This is a genomic window from Methylomonas methanica (assembly GCF_001644035.1).
GTDB lineage: Bacteria > Pseudomonadota > Gammaproteobacteria > Methylococcales > Methylomonadaceae > Methylomonas > Methylomonas methanica_A.
Genome location: NZ_LUUG01000081.1, coordinates 22940 through 39777, shown reverse-complemented (window position 1 = coordinate 39777; position 16838 = coordinate 22940). Strand labels below are relative to the sequence as shown.

Below are 16838 nucleotides of genomic sequence, written 5' to 3'. Positions count from 1 at the left end.
GAGAAAAACACACTCAGCGCAATGCGCTGAGTGTGAATAGAGAAAGCGCTACGCCAACTTTGACAGTCTTTGTCACGCGCTTTCCCTGATTTTATTGCAGTTTTATCAAAATCGGCGAATTAACCGTTGATTAAGTAATGGGTAACGATACTCGCCGCATAACCCGCAGCGATAACCGGCGTCCATTTCAAGTGACTGAAGAAAGTGTATTTGTGATTGGATTGCCCCATTAAAGCCACACCCGCAGCAGAACCTACAGAGAACAATGAACCACCCACACCGGCAGTCAAGGTAACCAGCAACCATTGATACAGATCCATATCCAGATTCATGTTCAGTACCGCGAACATCACCGGAATGTTATCGACCACCGCTGAAATAATACCGACCAGGATGTTGGCGGTGGTTTGACCCAAACCGTCATACATTGCGCCGGATAACAACTCCAGATAACCGATATAACCCAAGCCACCCACCGCGAAGACCACGCCAAAGAAGAACAACAACGTATCCCACTCTGCTTCTTTAACACGATCAAATACGTCGATGTGTGGACCACCCTCCTCTGAAGGGAAGCGGACTTTTAAGTAGTAGGTGAACAGCATCAATATTGACATACCGAACATCATGCCCATGAATGGCGGCAAATGCAGCAATTGCTTGAAGCTAACAGCCAAACCGATAGTCACGCCAAACAAACCGCAAACCACCCAGCCACCGGGTTTCAACTGCACGGCCACTTCGTTGGTTGCCAAGGGCTGACCGTCTGGAACCGCTTGCGCCATGAAAAAAGCAGGCACCACGAAGTTCACAACCGAAGGTATAAACAGCTTGAAAAAATCGAAGAATTCAGCATAACCCGCTTGCCAAACCATCAGGGTGGTAATATCTCCGAACGGGCAAAATGCCCCACCCGCATTGGCCGCGATCACCAAGTTAACAAAACCGACCGACACGAATTTCTCGTTGTCCGCACCAACCGCCATCACCACCGCGCCGACCAACAATGCGGAAGTCAGGTTATCGGCAACCGCCGACAGAAAAAATGTAATGATACCGGTGATCCAAAATAGCTGTTTATAGCCAAACTGCTTTCTAATCAACCAAGAACGCAACGCTTCGAACACATTACGCTCCGCCATGGAATTGATATAGGTCATTGCCACCAGCAAAAACAACATCAATTCGGCATATTCTTTTAAGTCATGCTCAAAAGCCTTATGCAGCTCTTCACCGGAAACACCGGCTTCCTGAGCCAATATTGCCACATGCCCCCAGATAACGGCCGCAGCAAAAATAACCGGTTTGGATTTACGCAAATGCGTAAATTCTTCGGCCATCACAAATCCATAGGCCACCAAGAAAATCAGAACGGTGTATATCCCCCGCTCGGTTCCGGTTAAGCCGAGGTTGTGAAACTCTTCAGCCATGGCGATTTCCGGCAAAAACAGCAAGCCGGCCAAAATTAACAGTAAGCGCAACAAGATAGCCCCCTTTATCCTCTATGTTTTAGTCATTATTGAAAGCGGAAAAAACTAACCGGGCATGTTATCACCATACAATATTCTTTGTCATTTAATCCCGGCCAGTATATTATTCAGATACCTAGCAAAATAGTATGTAAACCAAGCATCGCCTTTAAATGTATCAATATAACAAGCAAGATCAAATACTTATCGAAGAGCGCGTTAATGAGTTCCGCGGTCAAACCCAACGTTTTTTAAGCGGCGAACTCGGCCCGGACCAATTCAGAGCCTTACGTCTGATGAACGGCTTGTATGTGCAAACCCATGCACCCATGCTCCGTGTCGCAGTGCCTTACGGGCTACTCTCCTCCAAGCAATTACGTAAGCTGGCATCGGTAGCCCGTGACTACGATCATGGCTATTGTCATTTCACAACTCGGCAAAACGTGCAATATAACTGGCCGGAGCTTAGCCGGGTACCCGATTTGCTTGCCGAACTGGCAACGGTGCAAATGCATGCGATACAAACCAGCGGCAACTGCCTGAGAAACACCTCGTCCGACCACCTAGCCGGCATTTGCAAAGACGAAATTGAAGATCCGCGCCCCTATTGCGAGATTATTCGCCAATGGACGACACTGCATCCGGAATTTGCCTTTTTACCTCGCAAATTCAAGATCGCCGTTAGCGGCGCCACGCATGACCGCGCAGCCGTGCAGTTCCACGACATTGGTGTGTATCTGGTAAAAAACGAAGCGGGCGAAATCGGTTTTAGAATCCTGGCCGGCGGCGGCTTGGGCAGAACGCCCATCATTGGTCAAACTGTTAGACCCTTCCTGGAAAAACAACATCTGCTGTCGTATTTGGAAGCGATTTTGCGGGTCTACAACTTGTTCGGCAGACGCGACAACAAATATAAAGCGCGCATCAAAATCTTGGTGAAGGAAACCGGCCTGGAGAAATTTACCGCCATGGTCGAAAAGGAATGGCTGCGCATTAAGGATGAAATGCTGCTGACCAATGAGCGCATAGAAGAGATGAAAGCGCAGTTTGCCCCACCGGCTTACGATTCGTCCGCATGCAATGACAGCTCCTTCGACACACATTTATCTGCTGACGCTGGCTTTGCAAAATGGGTTAAATACAATACTGTCGAGCATAAAATCGCCGGCTATCGCGGCGTTTATTTGTCGTTAAAAGCACCTGATTCGCCACCCGGCGATATGACCGATAAGCAACTGGAAGCAGTGGCCGATCTGGCTGACCAATACAGCTTTGGCGAAATCAGAAGCACACATCGGCAAAATTTGGTGTTGGCCGATGTGAAACAAGCAGATCTGTTTACGGTGTGGCAACAGCTAGACGCAATCAAATTGGCTACGCCCAATATTGGCACCGTCACCGACATGATTTGCTGCCCCGGCCTGGATTTTTGCTCGCTCGCCAATGCCGGATCGATCGGCGTAGCGAAAGAAATAAACGAAGCACTGGATGACCTGGATTACATCCACGACATCGGCGACATTAAAATCAATATGTCCGGCTGCATGAACGGCTGCGCCCATCAAAGTGTCGGCCATATCGGCATTCTCGGAGTCGATAAGCATGGCGAGGAATGGTATCAAATCACCTTGGGCGGCTCATCGGAAAACGAAGCAGCAATAGGCGAACGCTTAGGCCCGTCGGTTCCCAAGGACCAAATTACCGCCACCATCACTACTATTTTAGACGTCTATGTCAAACAACGCCTTGAAGACGAAACCTTCTTAGAAACCGTCAAACGCGTTGGCCTGGAACCATTTAAAGAAAGAGTTTATGCAAATCATTAAAGATCGACAGTTGGTAGAAAATACCTGGACTTTTATTACCGACGACAGCCCGCTGCCGGAAATCGGCGACATCACCGTAACATTAGCCCGCTGGCTCGCCGATAAAGAACAATTGCTCAAACGTTCCAGCCAAGCTGGCGTGCGCCTCAACCCCAGCGACCAAATTGAACAGCTTGCTGACGATCTGAGCAAAATTGCCGTAATCGAGCTTAATTTTCCGATATTCGGCGACGGCAGGCTTTTTTCGCAAGCCCGCTTGTTACGAAGCCGCGACGCTTATCAAGGGGAAATTAGAGCTGTTGGTGATTATCTGCCTGACCAAGTATTTTATTTGGCGCGAGTGGGCGTCAATGCGTTTGAGTTTACCGACCCAAACCATATCCAAGAAGCTCTCGCAGCCATGAACAATTTCTCGGTACGCTATCAGGCATCGACAAACTAAGCCAGAACATAGCGAAACACCCGAAAATTTCAAACGCCAAACAATAAAAAACCCGCTTGACGGATATCGTCAAGCGGGTTTTTCTTTGCCTAATACTTTTAGGTTACTTTCTCATGATGCTGATACCTTTCAGCAGATTCAACGCTTCATGCAAAGGATAATCGCGAATTTCCGCCTCTGAAGATTCGTTGGTATCTCCGTCCTTTTCAGACTGATCTTTCGCATCGTCCTTATCCTCTTCTTCGGATTTTTTCTCTGGCTTGGCGTTACCGTTAGTCAAGTGATGAGTCAGATCAGCTTCTTTAATCGACTCGATCTTGGCTTTATCCAATGACTCCAGTTTCACTCTCGCTAAAGTCACATCGGGCTCGATACCCTGAGCCTGAATGGAGCGACCGGAAGGCGTAAAGTAGCGAGCCGTAGTCAGCTTGACCGCTGCACCGTTACTGGTTGGCAGAATGGTTTGCACCGAGCCCTTACCGAAAGACTTCTCACCCATGATGATGGCTCGTTTGTGATCTTGCAACGCACCGGCAACAATTTCCGATGCCGAGGCCGAACCGCCATTAATCAATACCACAATCGGCGCGCCGTTAATAATATCGTCTGGCGTTGCACTAAAACGCATTTCTGAGTTTTTGATTCTGCCTTCGGTGTAGACGATTAAGCCGGATTCAATGAACGCATCACTCACATCGACAGCAGCATTCAATACACCGCCAGGATTGTTACGCAAATCCAACACAATGCCTTTCAACGGACCTTCGTTTTCTTTTTTCAGTTCGTCAACCGCATCCAGCAAGCCTTGACCAGTACCGGATTGGAAGCTACTGATTCTCAGGTAACCGTAATTTTTTTCCAGCAGTTTGTTTTTAACGCTTTTGACTTTGATGATGTCACGGGTCAAAGTAAATTTCAGCGGCGCCTCTTCGCCTTCGCGAACGACGGTCAGCACAATGTCACTACCGGGCTCACCACGCATAATTTTTACCGCATCGGCCAACGTCATACCCTTGACCGGCTTGTCATCAAGACGCACGATCAAATCGCCCGCTTTGATGCCGGCGCGTTGTGCGGGCGTATCGTCAATCGGCGATACGACTTTTACGAAGCCGTTTTCCATGCCCACTTCAATTCCCAAACCACCGAACTGGCCAGTCGTGCCTTCTTGCAACTCTTTGTATTCTTCGCTAGCCAGATAAGCCGAATGCGGATCCAGTCCGGACAACATGCCGCGAATCGCATCTTCCAACAGCTTTTTGTCGGATACGGGCTCGACATAATCCTGTTTGATACGCCCGAATATCTCGGTAAACGTCCGCAACTCATCAAAAGGCAAGGCCTGTAAATCATCCACCTTTGTCGAAACAGGCGTTTCCTTTTCCGCCAGGACGCTGCTACACAAACTCAGCGTCGCACCCAAAATAAAACCGACCAATAAAATCAAAATATTTCTGTTTTTTAGCATGTGTTTTAAAACTCCAACAACCTGTTCCTGTAAATGATTAACCCTTGGCCGACTTACGGCACCATTGTTCGGGATCAATGGGCCGACCTTTTTTCCTGATGCCGAAGTACAACGCCGCATCCGCACGCCCACCGCTACGTCCAACCGAAGCCAGTGTCTCGCCGGCTCTAACATGCTCTCCCACGCTTTTATGCAAACTTTGATTGAATGCATACAAACTCATATAACCTTTACCATGATCGACAATGATCATCAAACCATAACCCCGCAACCAATCGGCGTAAACGACTCTACCGGCGTTAACCGCATGAATATCGGCACCTTCGCGTGCGCTAATCACCACACCGTCCCAGGTCGTCTCGTAGCGGCGACTTCCGAAACGATCAGTTATCGCACCTTGCACCGGCCAAGGCAGCTTTCCTTGCAACTCGGCAAAAGATAGGCCCACCGGTTCGCGAACCGGGTTGGCTTCGGATTTTTTAGGCGGTTCGGGTTGTTCGGCAGGCTTTTCGCGTTTCTCAAGCACGCGCTCCGGCTCAACCGCAGACTCATGAGCTTCATTATCATCAGTTTTCTGTAATGATGCTACCAAGGCCTGCAATTTTTTCTCGTCATGCATCAACCCAGCCAGCTGAACACTTTTCGATGCATAGTCTTGCCGAATGTCGGCAAGCAATGTTTCTCGCTGTTTTTTCAGCGCCTGCATCGCCTCGGTTTCTTGTTGTTTCTTTTCGAGAGACACTTGCAACAGCTGAGTTTCCGTGTCTTTTTGCGCTTCCAACTGCCGCAAAACCTTGAAATCCTCGGCCATGGCCTGAAGCTTTTGTAATCGGGCCTTACTGATGTAATCGTAGTAAACCAACATTCGGCTTGATACCGCCGGATTGTGTTGGTTGAGAATAACCTTCAAGCCTTCCTTATCGCCGCCCATCGCATAAACCGACTTGATCAGCCCCTCAAGCTCCCTCTCCTGACTACGCATGTCTTTTTGGGTGGCAACGCTTTTATTACGAACTTCCTGCAATGCCTGTTCTTGCTGCCTGATTTCAGCCTTGATGGCTCGCAGACTATTCGCAAGCTCCCCATATTGCCGCTCCAGTTTTTGCAACTGCTCTAACAATCGAGACCTTTCAGCGCCCAGGCTTTTCACATCATCGCCAACTTGCTGAATTTGCGATTGCACCTCTAGCAAACTGCGGGCTTTTACGGCATCGCCCTTAGCGGGCAAAGCCCAGACAATTGCAATCCAAGTGAGCAAAAAGTAGCTGCCGACACGCATCGACTAGGCAACCAACAATGACCGTCCAGTCATTTCCACGGGTAGCAACAGTAACGGTTTTGATAGGCGGGCCATTTGTTACAGACTCCAAACATTAAATTTGTAGGCGTTAAGGAAGATAAAATTTGGCCTCATCAAAAAGCGAGCCCACCCGCGCAGCCCCGAGCTATTTTTTATAAGCCTCTAGCCGAGGGTATTGAACAATAAAGCCCACTCTGTTAGATTTGCTCACCTTTTATTGCGTTAGCGCAAGCAATTAAACTCACTTGCACCGTAGCGGCATTATACCAGCACAAGGATGTCGTCATAGTTCGAAAAGTGCCATTGTTCGCTCACTGTTCTTAACTTTTGCCACGATCATCGTTATTAAATGGAAGACAAAAACGATACCATCCTCTATGACGACAACGATATTAATCGGGCGGCGCGCTGTTTGAAAGCAATGTCTCATCCGTTGCGCCTAAAAATCCTGTGCGTGCTCGGTAATAACTCGATCAGCGTACAAGACATCGTTGAGCAAGTAGGTACAAGCCAAAGCAATATTTCCCAGCATCTGGCAATACTGCGAGACAAAAGGCATTCTCGATTACAAAAAAGAAGCCAATCGGGTTTACTACTTTATCGACGATGAGCGTGTAATACACCTTATTCAAATGATGCGCAGCGTTTTTTGCGGCACGTAAACAGCATTCCATAACCACTAAAATAAACCAACGCGATGGACCAATATATAGAATTTGCCACCAATCACTATTTGCTAGCATTCTCGCTGGTATGCGTTATTTTCTTGTTAATCCAGGATTTGCTCGCGAACTCATTCAATAAGTACGAAAGCATTTCTCCATTGATAGCCGTGACCAAAATGAATAGCGACGATGTCGTTGTGCTTGACGTCCGCGAAACCAACGAATTCGTCAAAAGCCACATCGAAAATGCGATCAATATTCCATTGAGCAAAGTAGAAGAACAAATTGGCTCTTTGGAAAAGCATAAAAATCATCCTATGATCGTTACCTGCCAGACCGGAGCCCGCTCGGTAGCCGCTTGCAAAACGCTGACCAAGGCCGGATTTGAGAATGTATTTAATATGACTGGCGGCATGCAATCCTGGGAAGACAACAAACTCCCCATCAAAGTCAGCAGTAAAAACTAAAGATTAATCAACCAACCCCAACAAATAATCATCATGGCCGAAATCAACGCATCCAGCGAAAAGCAATTCGCAATTCAAAAGATCTATACCAAAGACATCTCTTTTGAAACCCCCAACGCTCCAAAGATATTCACCCAAAAATGGGAGCCGGCGCTGGATCTTAATCTCGGCACACACGTTCAACCCATCGAAAACTCGATGTACGAAGTATCCCTGACATTAACTGTCACCGTAAAAATAGCCGATAGTACAGCCTATTTAGTTGAAGTAAATCAATCCGGGATTTTTTCGATAGCCGGTTTCAGCGAACAAGAAATGGGGCCAATGCTAGGCAGTTTTTGCCCCAATGTCTTGTTCCCCTATGCGAGAGAAGTGATTTCCGACCTTGTCAATAAAGGCGGCTTTCCACAGTTAATCTTGGCCCCGGTCAATTTCGACGCCTTGTACATGCAGCACCTGCAACAAGCACAAGCTGAACAGGAACCTGAAGCAAAAACGCTAAATTAAGCTGGATGCCACCATCAATCAGTATTCTTGGCGCCGGCTCATGGGGAACCGCTTTAGCGGTGCAGGCAGCCAGAAATGGCTGCGATACCCTTTTATGGGGCCATAATCCAACACACATAGCCGCACTAAAGCAAACCGGCGAAAATAAACGCTATTTACCGGGCGTCCATTTTCCAGAAAATCTGCAATTCACCGACAATCTTACGGAAGCCGTGGCTTTCAGCTCTGTATTGCTTATTTCAGTCCCCAGCCATGCCTTTAGGGACTCATTGGCGCAAATCAAACCAATGCTCAGCGCAAGCTCGCGAATTGCCTGGGCCACTAAGGGTTTCGATTGCCAAGACGGTGCCTTGTTAAGCGAAGTAGCGGCACAAGTACTGGGCGCGAATATCGAAAGCGCCGCACTCTCCGGCCCTACGTTTGCCCAAGAAGTAGCCGCCGACCTACCGACCGCACTCACCATCGCCTCAACCTCGGAAAGCTTCGCCGCCCAACTCAGCGAAAGATTGCACAACCAACGATTTAGGATCTACACCAGCAACGATATTATTGGCGTTCAGGTAGGCGGGGCCTGCAAAAATGTTCTGGCAATAGCTGCCGGCATAGCCGACGGCCTTGGCTTTGGCGCCAATACCCGGGCTGCACTGATCACTCGCGGCCTAACCGAAATCATGCGACTCGGCATTAAACTTGGCGGCCAAGCCGACACATTCATGGGGTTAGCCGGACTCGGCGACCTGATTTTGACTTGCACCGACAACCAATCCAGAAACCGCCGCTTTGGCTTGGCATTAGGCCAAGGCAAGGACCAAAAATACGCTTTAAGCGAAATCAATCAGGAAGTAGAAGGCGTTTCGGCCGCTCGAGAAGCGCACCGCCTATCGCAAAAATACGGCGTCGAAATGCCAATTACCGAACAAGTCTACAAGGTCCTGTTCGAACACCTCCCACCCAAACAAGCCGTCCAAAACCTGCTGACGCGCGATCAAAAGCCGGAAAGCCTGTAAGCTTTGCCATACTATTCAAAGACATTAATCCAAGTAGCTCTATAACTACGATCCATAACCCGCAGATCACCAATCTTTTGCCAAGCAAAACCAGCTTTACCGCAAGCCATCCGAGCAACTCATTACAGCAAACCGCCTTCAAAAAGTGAGAATTAGCACTTAATAATTGCAATCCACATCAAAAACCATCATTAACTTTTTGATACAAATCATTTTTACTCAAAACCCTCACACCTACCGCCTAAGACACCTCAATCCTGCGTAAGTCCTTGTAGAAAAAGAAAGAATTTAATCTAAATCCCCCTTGACTAAGCACCCTTTGAAAACTATAGTGGTGCAAAAGTGATGTAAAGTGGTTAGAAATGGATTTTTTTGGAATTTTTGAGGTTCATCTTGTTTCGAGGCATAAGTTCAATCAGTTTGGATGCGAAAGGGCGCATTGCAATTCCTACCCGCTATCGGGAGGAGTTACAGGAATCCTGCGACCGCCAAATGGTTGTGACTGTTGCGGTTGACGACAAATGTGTCGGCGAACCGGGCTGCCTATGGTTATACCCGTTACCGGAATGGGAAAAGCTCGAACAAACCATCAGTAAGTTGCCGACGTTAAACAAAATGGCCGGCAAACTGCGGCGCTTTGTGATCGGCAACGCCTCAGAATGCGAAATGGACAGCCAAGGTCGCCTGCTGCTGCCGGAAACTCTCAGAGAGTTTGCCGGCATGGAAAAACACATCATGCTAGTTGGTCAGCTCAACAAATTTGAAATATGGAACGAAGCAGCCTGGAAGGCCAAAGAACAGGAATGGATGGACGGTAACGATACAGAGGGCCTTGAAGAACTTGGCTCGCTGTCGTTTTGACGGAGATGTCCGCCCACCAAACGGTTTTGTACGAAGAGGCCTTACAGCAGCTCAACATAAAACCGGACGGCATTTATCTGGACTGCACCTTCGGGCGTGGTGGACACAGCAGCGGCATTCTGAAGTTACTGAGTAGCTCCGGCAGATTATTGGCTCTTGACCGGGATATGGACGCCATCGCTAGCGACCAAGCCAAACATCTATCGGAAGACAGCCGTTTTAGCTTGCATCATGCCAGCTTTGCCGACCTCAGCGCCATTATTGAACAGCGTGGCTATACCAGCAAAGTGAACGGGGTTCTAATGGATTTAGGCGTATCGTCCCCGCAGCTAGACAACGCCGAACGCGGTTTCAGTTTTTTGCGCGACGGTCCTTTGGACATGCGCATGGATAGCAATCACGGCCTTTCGGCCGCAGAATATTTAGCGCGAGTCGAGGAAAAAGAATTGGTCCGCGTGCTGTTTGAATATGGCGAAGAACGCTTCGCCAGAAGAATTGCCAACGCTGTTGTGACCCAACGCCAGCAGCAACCGCTGCAAACGACCTTACAGCTGGCAAAACTGATCGAAAACAGCGTGCCGTTTCGCGACAAGCACAAACATCCTGCAACTCGCAGCTTCCAGGCGATCAGGATAGAGATTAATCAAGAACTCGAACAGATTAAAACAGGATTGAAACAAGCCGTGGACGTATTGGCACCGGGCGGACGTTTAGTCGTGATCGCCTTCCATTCATTGGAAGACCGCATCGTCAAACGCTTCATTCGCGACCAAGCCGGCCCGAAAACCAATCCAGGCAAGTTACCGATTAAAGAGCAGGACATCGAACAAGGCCAGTTACGCAAACTAGGCAAGTCGATACGGGCGCAACACCAGGAATTGCAACAAAACCCACGCGCGCGTAGCGCGGTAATGCGAGTTGGGGAGAAACGTTGATGGCGATTGCAAAAAATATCCTGCTGACATTACTGGTTGCAATGCTGATGATCTCCGGAATTGCCGTGATTTACAGCAAATACCAATCGCGCCTGCTGTTTATCGACATTCAGAAAAAAGAAAAGGAGCTCGACGATTACGAAGTGGAATGGGGTCGGCTGCAACTGGAATTGACGACGCTGACCGAAGAAAACCGGGTTGAAATCGAAGCAAGAACACGGCTGATGCTGACTTTGCCGGCCCAAGACAAAATTATTTATATAAAGCCGTAAATGCGAATTGCCACCGGCGCGGGCACGATACCGCACCACAATACAGATTTTGTAATCCGGCGCAGATTGCTGCTGTCGGTAATGTTGCTGGCCATGTTGGCCTTGGTTGGACGCGCGGTTTACCTGCAAATTCTCGATAAGGAGTTTCTACAAGACAAAGGCGATATGCAGCACGTCGGCGTGGTGTCGGTATCGGCTTATCGCGGGCAGATTAAGGACAGGAACGGCGAACCATTGGCGATCAGCACCCCGGTGCAATCGATTTGGGTCAATCCGCGCCAACTGCGAGATGCGGAACAGGACAAATTGACGCCGATGGCGAAAATCCTCGGTTTTCCGGAAAAGGAACTTCGCTCGCTGTTAAAAAAGGAAAAAGACGCCAACAAGCGTTTCGTGTATTTGCGCAGACAGATCAACCCGGATATAGCCGAAAAGGTCAAAGCTCTGGAAATTACCGGCGTGTACTTCGAACGGGAGTTTAAGCGTTACTACCCGGCCGGAGCGGTATCGGGCCATTTATTGGGTTTTACCAATATCGACGACATCGGCCAGGAAGGCATAGAGCACGGCTATGAACACATTCTACGAGGCCAACCCGGCAAAAAGCGGGTAATCAAGGACGGCAGAGGCCAGATCATCAAGGACGTGGAAAATATTGAAGAAGCCATCCCAGGCCGCGACCTGGTGTTGACTATCGACGAGCGCCTGCAATACCTGGCTTACCGGGAATTGCAGAATGCGATGATCCAGAACAAAGCGCACTCGGCATCTCTGGTGGTCCTGGATGCCAAAAACGGCGATGTCTTGGCGACTGTCAGCCAACCGGCTTTCAATCCCAATAATCGCAAAGAATTGAGCAGTAACCGGTATCGCAACCGGGCCATGGTGGACAGTTTTGAGCCTGGCTCGACGGTCAAACCCTTCGTGGTGGCGGCGGCATTGGATGGCGGCTATATAAAGCCCAACGTGATGATAGAAACCCATGGCGTCTATCACTTGGGTCGCAACGTGGTTAAAGACGTGCATAACTACGGCACCATGGATTTAACCCATGTGCTGCAAAAATCCAGCAATATCGCGGTCACGCAAATCGCGATGACAATGCCGCCGGAGTATTTCTGGGGTGTTTACAGCAGACTGGGTTTCGGCACCTCCGCCGGCGTCGGTTTTCCGGGGGAAGCCAGCGGCTCCTTGCTGGATTACCAGGGCTGGCACGAATTCGACCAAGCGATTTTATCGTTCGGGTACGGGGTTTCCACCTCGATTTTACAATTGGCCAGAGCGTATACCGCTTTGGCGGACGACGGCATCATTCATTCCGTCGCCTTACTAAAGCGCGATGAAGATCCCGACGCGCAACGAATTTTCAAACCCGAGACAGCTAGAAAGGTCCGGGAAATGCTGGAACACGTTATCAGCAAGGAAGGCACGGCATACCAGGCCAGAGTCGAGGGTTACCGGGTAGCGGGTAAAACCGGTACCGTGAAAAAAGCCGGGGCCGGCGGTTATAGCGAAGACAAATATTTATCGGTGTTTGTGGGCATGGCGCCGGCCAGCAATCCGCGCTTCATTATCGCGATTGTGGTGGACGAACCCACCACCGGCCAATATTACGGCGGCCTAGTGGCGGCACCAGCCTTTTCCAAAGTAATGGCTGGTGCATTAAGAGTTTACGGCGTCGAACCGGACGGCATGGACAACATGCATTTATTGTTGAGTAAGCAATGAAGTTGGCGGAATTGCTAAACGGACTGCTGGTAAATCCGCCGGATTTGGAGATTAGCGGCTTGTGTTTGGACAGTCGAAAAGTCCAGTTTGGAGAGGCGTTTATTGCGTTAAACGGCGCAGTCCAGCATGGCATTGCTCATGCGGAACAGGCGTTTGCCAACGGCGCGATAGCGGTGCTTTACGATCCAATCGGCGCCAATGTTGATAAGTTGAAAGTACCAAGTTTGCCGATAACCGATTTGTCCCAAAAGCTGGGCGAGATTGCCGCAAGATTTTACGGCAATCCCTCGCAAATATTGAATGTGATCGGTGTGACCGGCACCAACGGCAAGACCACCTGTAGCCAATTAATCGCGCAGGCTTTGCCGGCTTGCGGCGTGATCGGCACTCTGGGTTGGGGCGATGTCGGCAACTTGCAACCGACGGCCAACACGACACCGGATGCGTTGGCCGTACAACAGATGCTGAATGAATTTGTAAAGCAGGATAAGCGCAACGCGGCCATGGAAGTGTCCTCGCACGGCTTACACCAGGGCCGAGTTAACGGGGTTAACTTCAAAGGCGCGGTATTCACCAATTTGAGCCGCGACCATTTGGACTATCACGGCAGCATGGCGGAATACCTACAAGCCAAACTGGCCTTATTTAAAACGCCAGGCCTGCAATTTGCAGTGGTTAATCTGGACGATGCTAGTAGCGCCGAGGTATTGCAAAGCCTACCGGACGCAGTGCAAAGCTGGACTTACAGCGCGACCGGTCTGCACAGTACTGCTAAGGAAGCCGTAAGCGCCGAACGGGTAAAACACAGCGCCGCCGGCATCGAGTTCGACGTCGTCTGGGGCGAACAAAGATGTCGGGCAAAGACATCGCTGGTTGGTGGCTTTAACCTGGACAACGTGCTGGCCGTGCTTTGCGTGCTATTGGCGACCGGCAGCGAATTCGATGCCGCCGTCGCACAACTGGCCAAATTAAACGCCATTGCCGGCCGCATGGAAAAATTCGGCGGCAACGGCAAACCCACGATATTTGTGGATTATGCCCACAGCCCGGACGCACTGGAAAAAGTGCTGAAAGCAGTAAAGGGCGCGAACCGGCTAAGAGTCGTGTTCGGTTGCGGCGGCGACCGCGATAAGGGCAAGCGTCCGCTGATGGGCCGGATTGCCGAAACCTGGGCTGATCAAGTCATCGTCACGGACGACAATCCGCGCAGCGAAGCGCCATTAGCGATTATTAAAGAGATATTGAGCGGCTGCCAAAGCCAAAAAATAACGGTAATTAACGATAGAACCACGGCCATAAACACAGTGATACGACAAGCAGACCCAGACGATTGCGTAGTGATAGCCGGCAAGGGCCACGAGGACTACCAAGAAATCGGCGGCGTGAAGCAGCCGTTCAGCGATAGCGCTGTCGTCAAGCAAGCACTGGCGGCGTGGAGCAAGCCATGAAACTGCAACTTAGCGAGATCGCCCAAGCCGTCAACGGCAAGCTGATCGGCGACGACAAAGAAATCCGCGCCACCGGTATCGACACCCGCACCTTACAACCCGGCGCGCTATACATCGCGATAAACGGCAAGAATTTCGACGGCCACAGCTTTATCGACAAAGCCGAGCAAGCTGGTGCCGCAGCGCTGCTGCTCGAGCACGCCGCACAGTCGGCTTTACCGCAAATCATTGTGGCCGATACGCATTTGGCATTGGCGGAGCTGGCTGGATACTGGCGCAAAACGTTGTCGATCAAAGTGGCCGGCGTTACCGGCAGCAACGGCAAAACCACCGTCAAGGAAATGATTGCGGCGATTTTCGCCACCCAAGGCCACACGCTATCGACTCAAGGCAATCTGAACAACGACATCGGCGTGCCGCTGACACTGCTGAAACTGGACGACTCTCATCGCTACGCGGTAATTGAAATGGGCGCCAACCACCCCGGCGAAATTGCTTATACCAGCCGCTATGCGCAAGCTGATGTCAGCGTCATCACCAATATCGGCGCCGCTCACATCGAAGGCTTCGGCAGCATTGAAGGCGTCGCCAAAACCAAGGGCGAAATCGTCGAATGCCTCGGTGAAAACGGCGTGGCGGTATTAAATCGCGATGACGCCTTTTACGATTTCTTGCTAAAGCTGGCCGGCAGCCGCCGTAACGTAACGTTCGGCTTGAATCCCTTAGCAGACGTTACTGCGTTAAATATCGACACAGCCCTGGATTCCCAAGGCTTTGCCACCCGTTTCGAATTAAAAACGGCGACTGACTCTTTACCAATCCGCCTGCATCTGGCCGGCGCCCATAATGTGAAAAATGCGTTGGCCGCGGCAACAGTTGCGATGCAATTCGGCATAAGTCTTCAAGACATTAAACATGGCCTGGAACAGCTCAAGCCCGTCACCGGCCGCATGCAACCCTTACTCGGCCGCAAGGGCAACATCATCATCGACGACACCTATAACGCCAACCCCAGCTCGCTGAAAGCCGCGCTGGACGTGCTGACCAATTGTGGCGGCGAAGCCTGGCTGGTCTTGGGCGCCTTCGGCGAGCTAGGCCCGGACAGCCCGGCGATACACAGGGAAATGGGCAAATTAATCAAGGCAAAATCGGTGAAGCGTTTGTTCGCCACCGGCGCACTGGCGAAGCATGCCGTTGAAGCCTTTGGCGACGGCGGCCAGTTTTTCGACAATCAGGAACAATTGATAGACACCCTGACACAAGCCGTCACAGGTAAGGAAACCGTATTGGTTAAAGGCTCGCGCGCCCAGAAAATGGAAAACGTGGTGGCGGCGATGGTCAACAATTTCAGAGCAGCCTAATGTTACTTTTACTCGCGGATTTTTTAAGCAATATCGACAGCGGCTTCCGGGTGCTGCATTACCTGACCTTTCGCGCCATTTTGGGCGTATTAACCGCACTCAGTATTTCCTTGCTGGTCGGCCCGGCCATGATCGAAAAATTGACCCGCAAAAAGATCGGCCAAAGTGTGCGCGACGACGGTCCGCAAAGCCATTTCTCCAAATCCGGCACGCCAACCATGGGCGGCGCAATGATTCTGTTCGCCGTGGCGATCAGTACCCTGCTCTGCGCCGATCTGAGCAATCGTTATATATGGGTAGTGTTGTTGGTCACGTTGGCCCACGGTGTGATCGGCTTTATCGACGACTATAAAAAAGTCCTGCTCGGTAATAGCGACGGCCTGTCAGCCCGCGCCAAATATTTCTGGCAATCGCTGGTAGCGCTGGGTGCCGCCTTATATTTGTACAACACTGCTCAGGTTGCCGCGGAAACTCAGTTCATCGTGCCGTTTTTCAAGAACGTGACACTAGACATAGGTTGGGGCTACGTGGTGCTGACCTATTTCGTCATCGTCGGCTCCAGCAATGCGGTCAACCTGACCGACGGTCTGGATGGCTTGGCCATCATGCCGACCGTGATGATCGCCGCCGCCTTGGCGATTTTTGCGTATTTATCCGGTCACGTTAATTTCTCGCAATATCTGGCTATCCCGCATATACCTAAAGCCGGCGAACTCGTGGTGTTTTGCGCTGCCCTGGTGGGTTCCGGGTTGGGCTTTTTGTGGTTTAACACCTATCCGGCCATGGTGTTCATGGGCGACGTCGGCGCGCTGGCCTTGGGCGCGGCGCTGGGCATCGTCGCGGTGCTGGTTAGACAGGAAATCGTATTGGTGATCATGGGCGGCATCTTTGTGATGGAAACCATTTCGGTGATCATCCAGGTAGCCTCGTTCAAAACCCGCAAAAAGCGCGTGTTTCTGATGGCGCCAATTCACCATCATTACGAATTAAAAGGCTGGCCGGAACCGCGGATCATCGTTCGGTTCTGGATTATCTCGGTCATCCTGGTGTTGATCGGTCTGGCCACCCTGAAACTGAGATAA

The 16838-nt window shown here is 50.5% G+C and carries 15 protein-coding genes and 1 pseudogene; 13 read left to right on the top strand and 3 right to left on the bottom strand.

All coding sequences use genetic code 11. From position 1 onward, the window contains the following. Positions 1–119 precede the first annotated feature (119 nt). Positions 120–1430 (bottom strand): sodium:proton antiporter NhaD, encoded by a 1311-nt coding sequence (gene nhaD / locus A1332_RS14040; protein WP_231886565.1) that lies wholly within the window; start codon positions 1428–1430, stop codon positions 120–122. Between the two features lie 212 nt (positions 1431–1642). Here nhaD and A1332_RS14035 point away from each other — a divergent pair, with 212 nt between their 5' ends. Next, a complete protein-coding gene (locus tag A1332_RS14035; RefSeq protein WP_064009113.1) occupies positions 1643–3295 on the top strand; it encodes a nitrite/sulfite reductase in 1653 nt (550 codons plus the stop codon). Next, complete coding sequence (locus tag A1332_RS14030) at positions 3282–3737, top strand: DUF934 domain-containing protein (RefSeq protein WP_064009112.1); 456 nt, start codon at positions 3282–3284, stop codon at positions 3735–3737. The genes A1332_RS14035 and A1332_RS14030 overlap by 14 nt, the downstream gene beginning before the upstream one ends. Positions 3738–3840: 103 nt before the next feature. On the opposite strand, the gene A1332_RS14025 is transcribed toward A1332_RS14030, so the two are convergent. Both A1332_RS14025 and A1332_RS14020 read right to left on the bottom strand, forming a co-directional pair. Further along, complete coding sequence (locus A1332_RS14025; RefSeq protein WP_064009111.1) at positions 3841–5205, bottom strand: S41 family peptidase; 1365 nt, start codon at positions 5203–5205, stop codon at positions 3841–3843. A 37-nt stretch (positions 5206–5242) separates the two neighbouring features. Further along, on the bottom strand, positions 5243–6463 hold the full coding sequence (locus A1332_RS14020) for a murein hydrolase activator EnvC family protein (RefSeq protein WP_231890300.1): 1221 nt from the start codon (positions 6461–6463) through the stop codon (positions 5243–5245). Between the two features lie 391 nt (positions 6464–6854). On the opposite strand from A1332_RS14020, the pseudogene A1332_RS24835 reads away from it, so the two are divergent. The 11 genes and pseudogenes from A1332_RS24835 to mraY all read left to right on the top strand — a co-directional run bounded on the left by A1332_RS24835 (position 6855) and on the right by mraY (position 16838). Continuing rightward, positions 6855–7167: pseudogene (locus A1332_RS24835) on the top strand (ArsR/SmtB family transcription factor). Between the two features lie 179 nt (positions 7168–7346). Next, the gene (locus tag A1332_RS14015; RefSeq protein WP_331709877.1) at positions 7347–7637 is read left to right on the top strand and encodes a rhodanese-like domain-containing protein; all 291 of its coding nucleotides are present in this window, start codon (positions 7347–7349) and stop codon (positions 7635–7637) included. A gap of 33 nt (positions 7638–7670) precedes the next feature. Beyond that, positions 7671–8144: a protein-export chaperone SecB gene (secB, locus tag A1332_RS14010; protein ID WP_064009108.1), complete on the top strand. Its 474-nt coding sequence runs from the start codon at positions 7671–7673 to the stop codon at positions 8142–8144. Positions 8145–8149: 5 nt separating this feature from the next. Continuing rightward, positions 8150–9151 (top strand): NAD(P)H-dependent glycerol-3-phosphate dehydrogenase, encoded by a 1002-nt coding sequence (gene gpsA / locus A1332_RS14005; RefSeq protein WP_064009107.1) that lies wholly within the window; start codon positions 8150–8152, stop codon positions 9149–9151. A 393-nt stretch (positions 9152–9544) separates the two neighbouring features. Next, the gene (mraZ, locus tag A1332_RS14000) at positions 9545–10012 is read left to right on the top strand and encodes a division/cell wall cluster transcriptional repressor MraZ (protein ID WP_026147052.1); all 468 of its coding nucleotides are present in this window, start codon (positions 9545–9547) and stop codon (positions 10010–10012) included. A 5-nt stretch (positions 10013–10017) separates the two neighbouring features. Next, complete coding sequence (gene rsmH, locus A1332_RS13995) at positions 10018–10947, top strand: 16S rRNA (cytosine(1402)-N(4))-methyltransferase RsmH (RefSeq protein ID WP_064009106.1); 930 nt, start codon at positions 10018–10020, stop codon at positions 10945–10947. Further along, complete coding sequence (gene ftsL, locus A1332_RS13990) at positions 10947–11219, top strand: cell division protein FtsL (protein WP_064009105.1); 273 nt, start codon at positions 10947–10949, stop codon at positions 11217–11219. The genes rsmH and ftsL overlap by 1 nt, the downstream gene beginning before the upstream one ends. Continuing rightward, positions 11220–12947: a peptidoglycan D,D-transpeptidase FtsI family protein gene (locus A1332_RS13985; protein ID WP_064009104.1), complete on the top strand. Its 1728-nt coding sequence runs from the start codon at positions 11220–11222 to the stop codon at positions 12945–12947. Further along, positions 12944–14395: a UDP-N-acetylmuramoyl-L-alanyl-D-glutamate--2,6-diaminopimelate ligase gene (locus A1332_RS13980; RefSeq protein ID WP_064009103.1), complete on the top strand. Its 1452-nt coding sequence runs from the start codon at positions 12944–12946 to the stop codon at positions 14393–14395. The genes A1332_RS13985 and A1332_RS13980 overlap by 4 nt, the downstream gene beginning before the upstream one ends. Continuing rightward, entirely contained in the window at positions 14392–15756 is a 1365-nt protein-coding gene (locus tag A1332_RS13975; RefSeq protein WP_064009102.1) for a UDP-N-acetylmuramoyl-tripeptide--D-alanyl-D-alanine ligase, read from the top strand. Before A1332_RS13980 ends, A1332_RS13975 begins: the two co-directional genes overlap by 4 nt. Further along, on the top strand, positions 15756–16838 hold the full coding sequence (gene mraY / locus A1332_RS13970; protein ID WP_064009101.1) for a phospho-N-acetylmuramoyl-pentapeptide-transferase: 1083 nt from the start codon (positions 15756–15758) through the stop codon (positions 16836–16838). The genes A1332_RS13975 and mraY overlap by 1 nt, the downstream gene beginning before the upstream one ends.

Coding starts and splice junctions, on each gene's coding strand:
- nhaD (WP_231886565.1), bottom strand. CDS start 1,430: ATGGCTGAAGAGTTTCACAACCTCGGCTTAACCGGAACCGAGCGGGGG.
- A1332_RS14035 (WP_064009113.1), top strand. CDS start 1,643: ATGTATCAATATAACAAGCAAGATCAAATACTTATCGAAGAGCGCGTT.
- A1332_RS14030 (WP_064009112.1), top strand. CDS start 3,282: ATGCAAATCATTAAAGATCGACAGTTGGTAGAAAATACCTGGACTTTT.
- A1332_RS14025 (WP_064009111.1), bottom strand. CDS start 5,205: ATGCTAAAAAACAGAAATATTTTGATTTTATTGGTCGGTTTTATTTTG.
- A1332_RS14015 (WP_331709877.1), top strand. CDS start 7,347: ATGAATAGCGACGATGTCGTTGTGCTTGACGTCCGCGAAACCAACGAA.
- secB (WP_064009108.1), top strand. CDS start 7,671: ATGGCCGAAATCAACGCATCCAGCGAAAAGCAATTCGCAATTCAAAAG.
- gpsA (WP_064009107.1), top strand. CDS start 8,150: ATGCCACCATCAATCAGTATTCTTGGCGCCGGCTCATGGGGAACCGCT.
- rsmH (WP_064009106.1), top strand. CDS start 10,018: ATGTCCGCCCACCAAACGGTTTTGTACGAAGAGGCCTTACAGCAGCTC.
- ftsL (WP_064009105.1), top strand. CDS start 10,947: ATGGCGATTGCAAAAAATATCCTGCTGACATTACTGGTTGCAATGCTG.
- A1332_RS13985 (WP_064009104.1), top strand. CDS start 11,220: ATGCGAATTGCCACCGGCGCGGGCACGATACCGCACCACAATACAGAT.
- A1332_RS13980 (WP_064009103.1), top strand. CDS start 12,944: ATGAAGTTGGCGGAATTGCTAAACGGACTGCTGGTAAATCCGCCGGAT.
- A1332_RS13975 (WP_064009102.1), top strand. CDS start 14,392: ATGAAACTGCAACTTAGCGAGATCGCCCAAGCCGTCAACGGCAAGCTG.
- mraY (WP_064009101.1), top strand. CDS start 15,756: ATGTTACTTTTACTCGCGGATTTTTTAAGCAATATCGACAGCGGCTTC.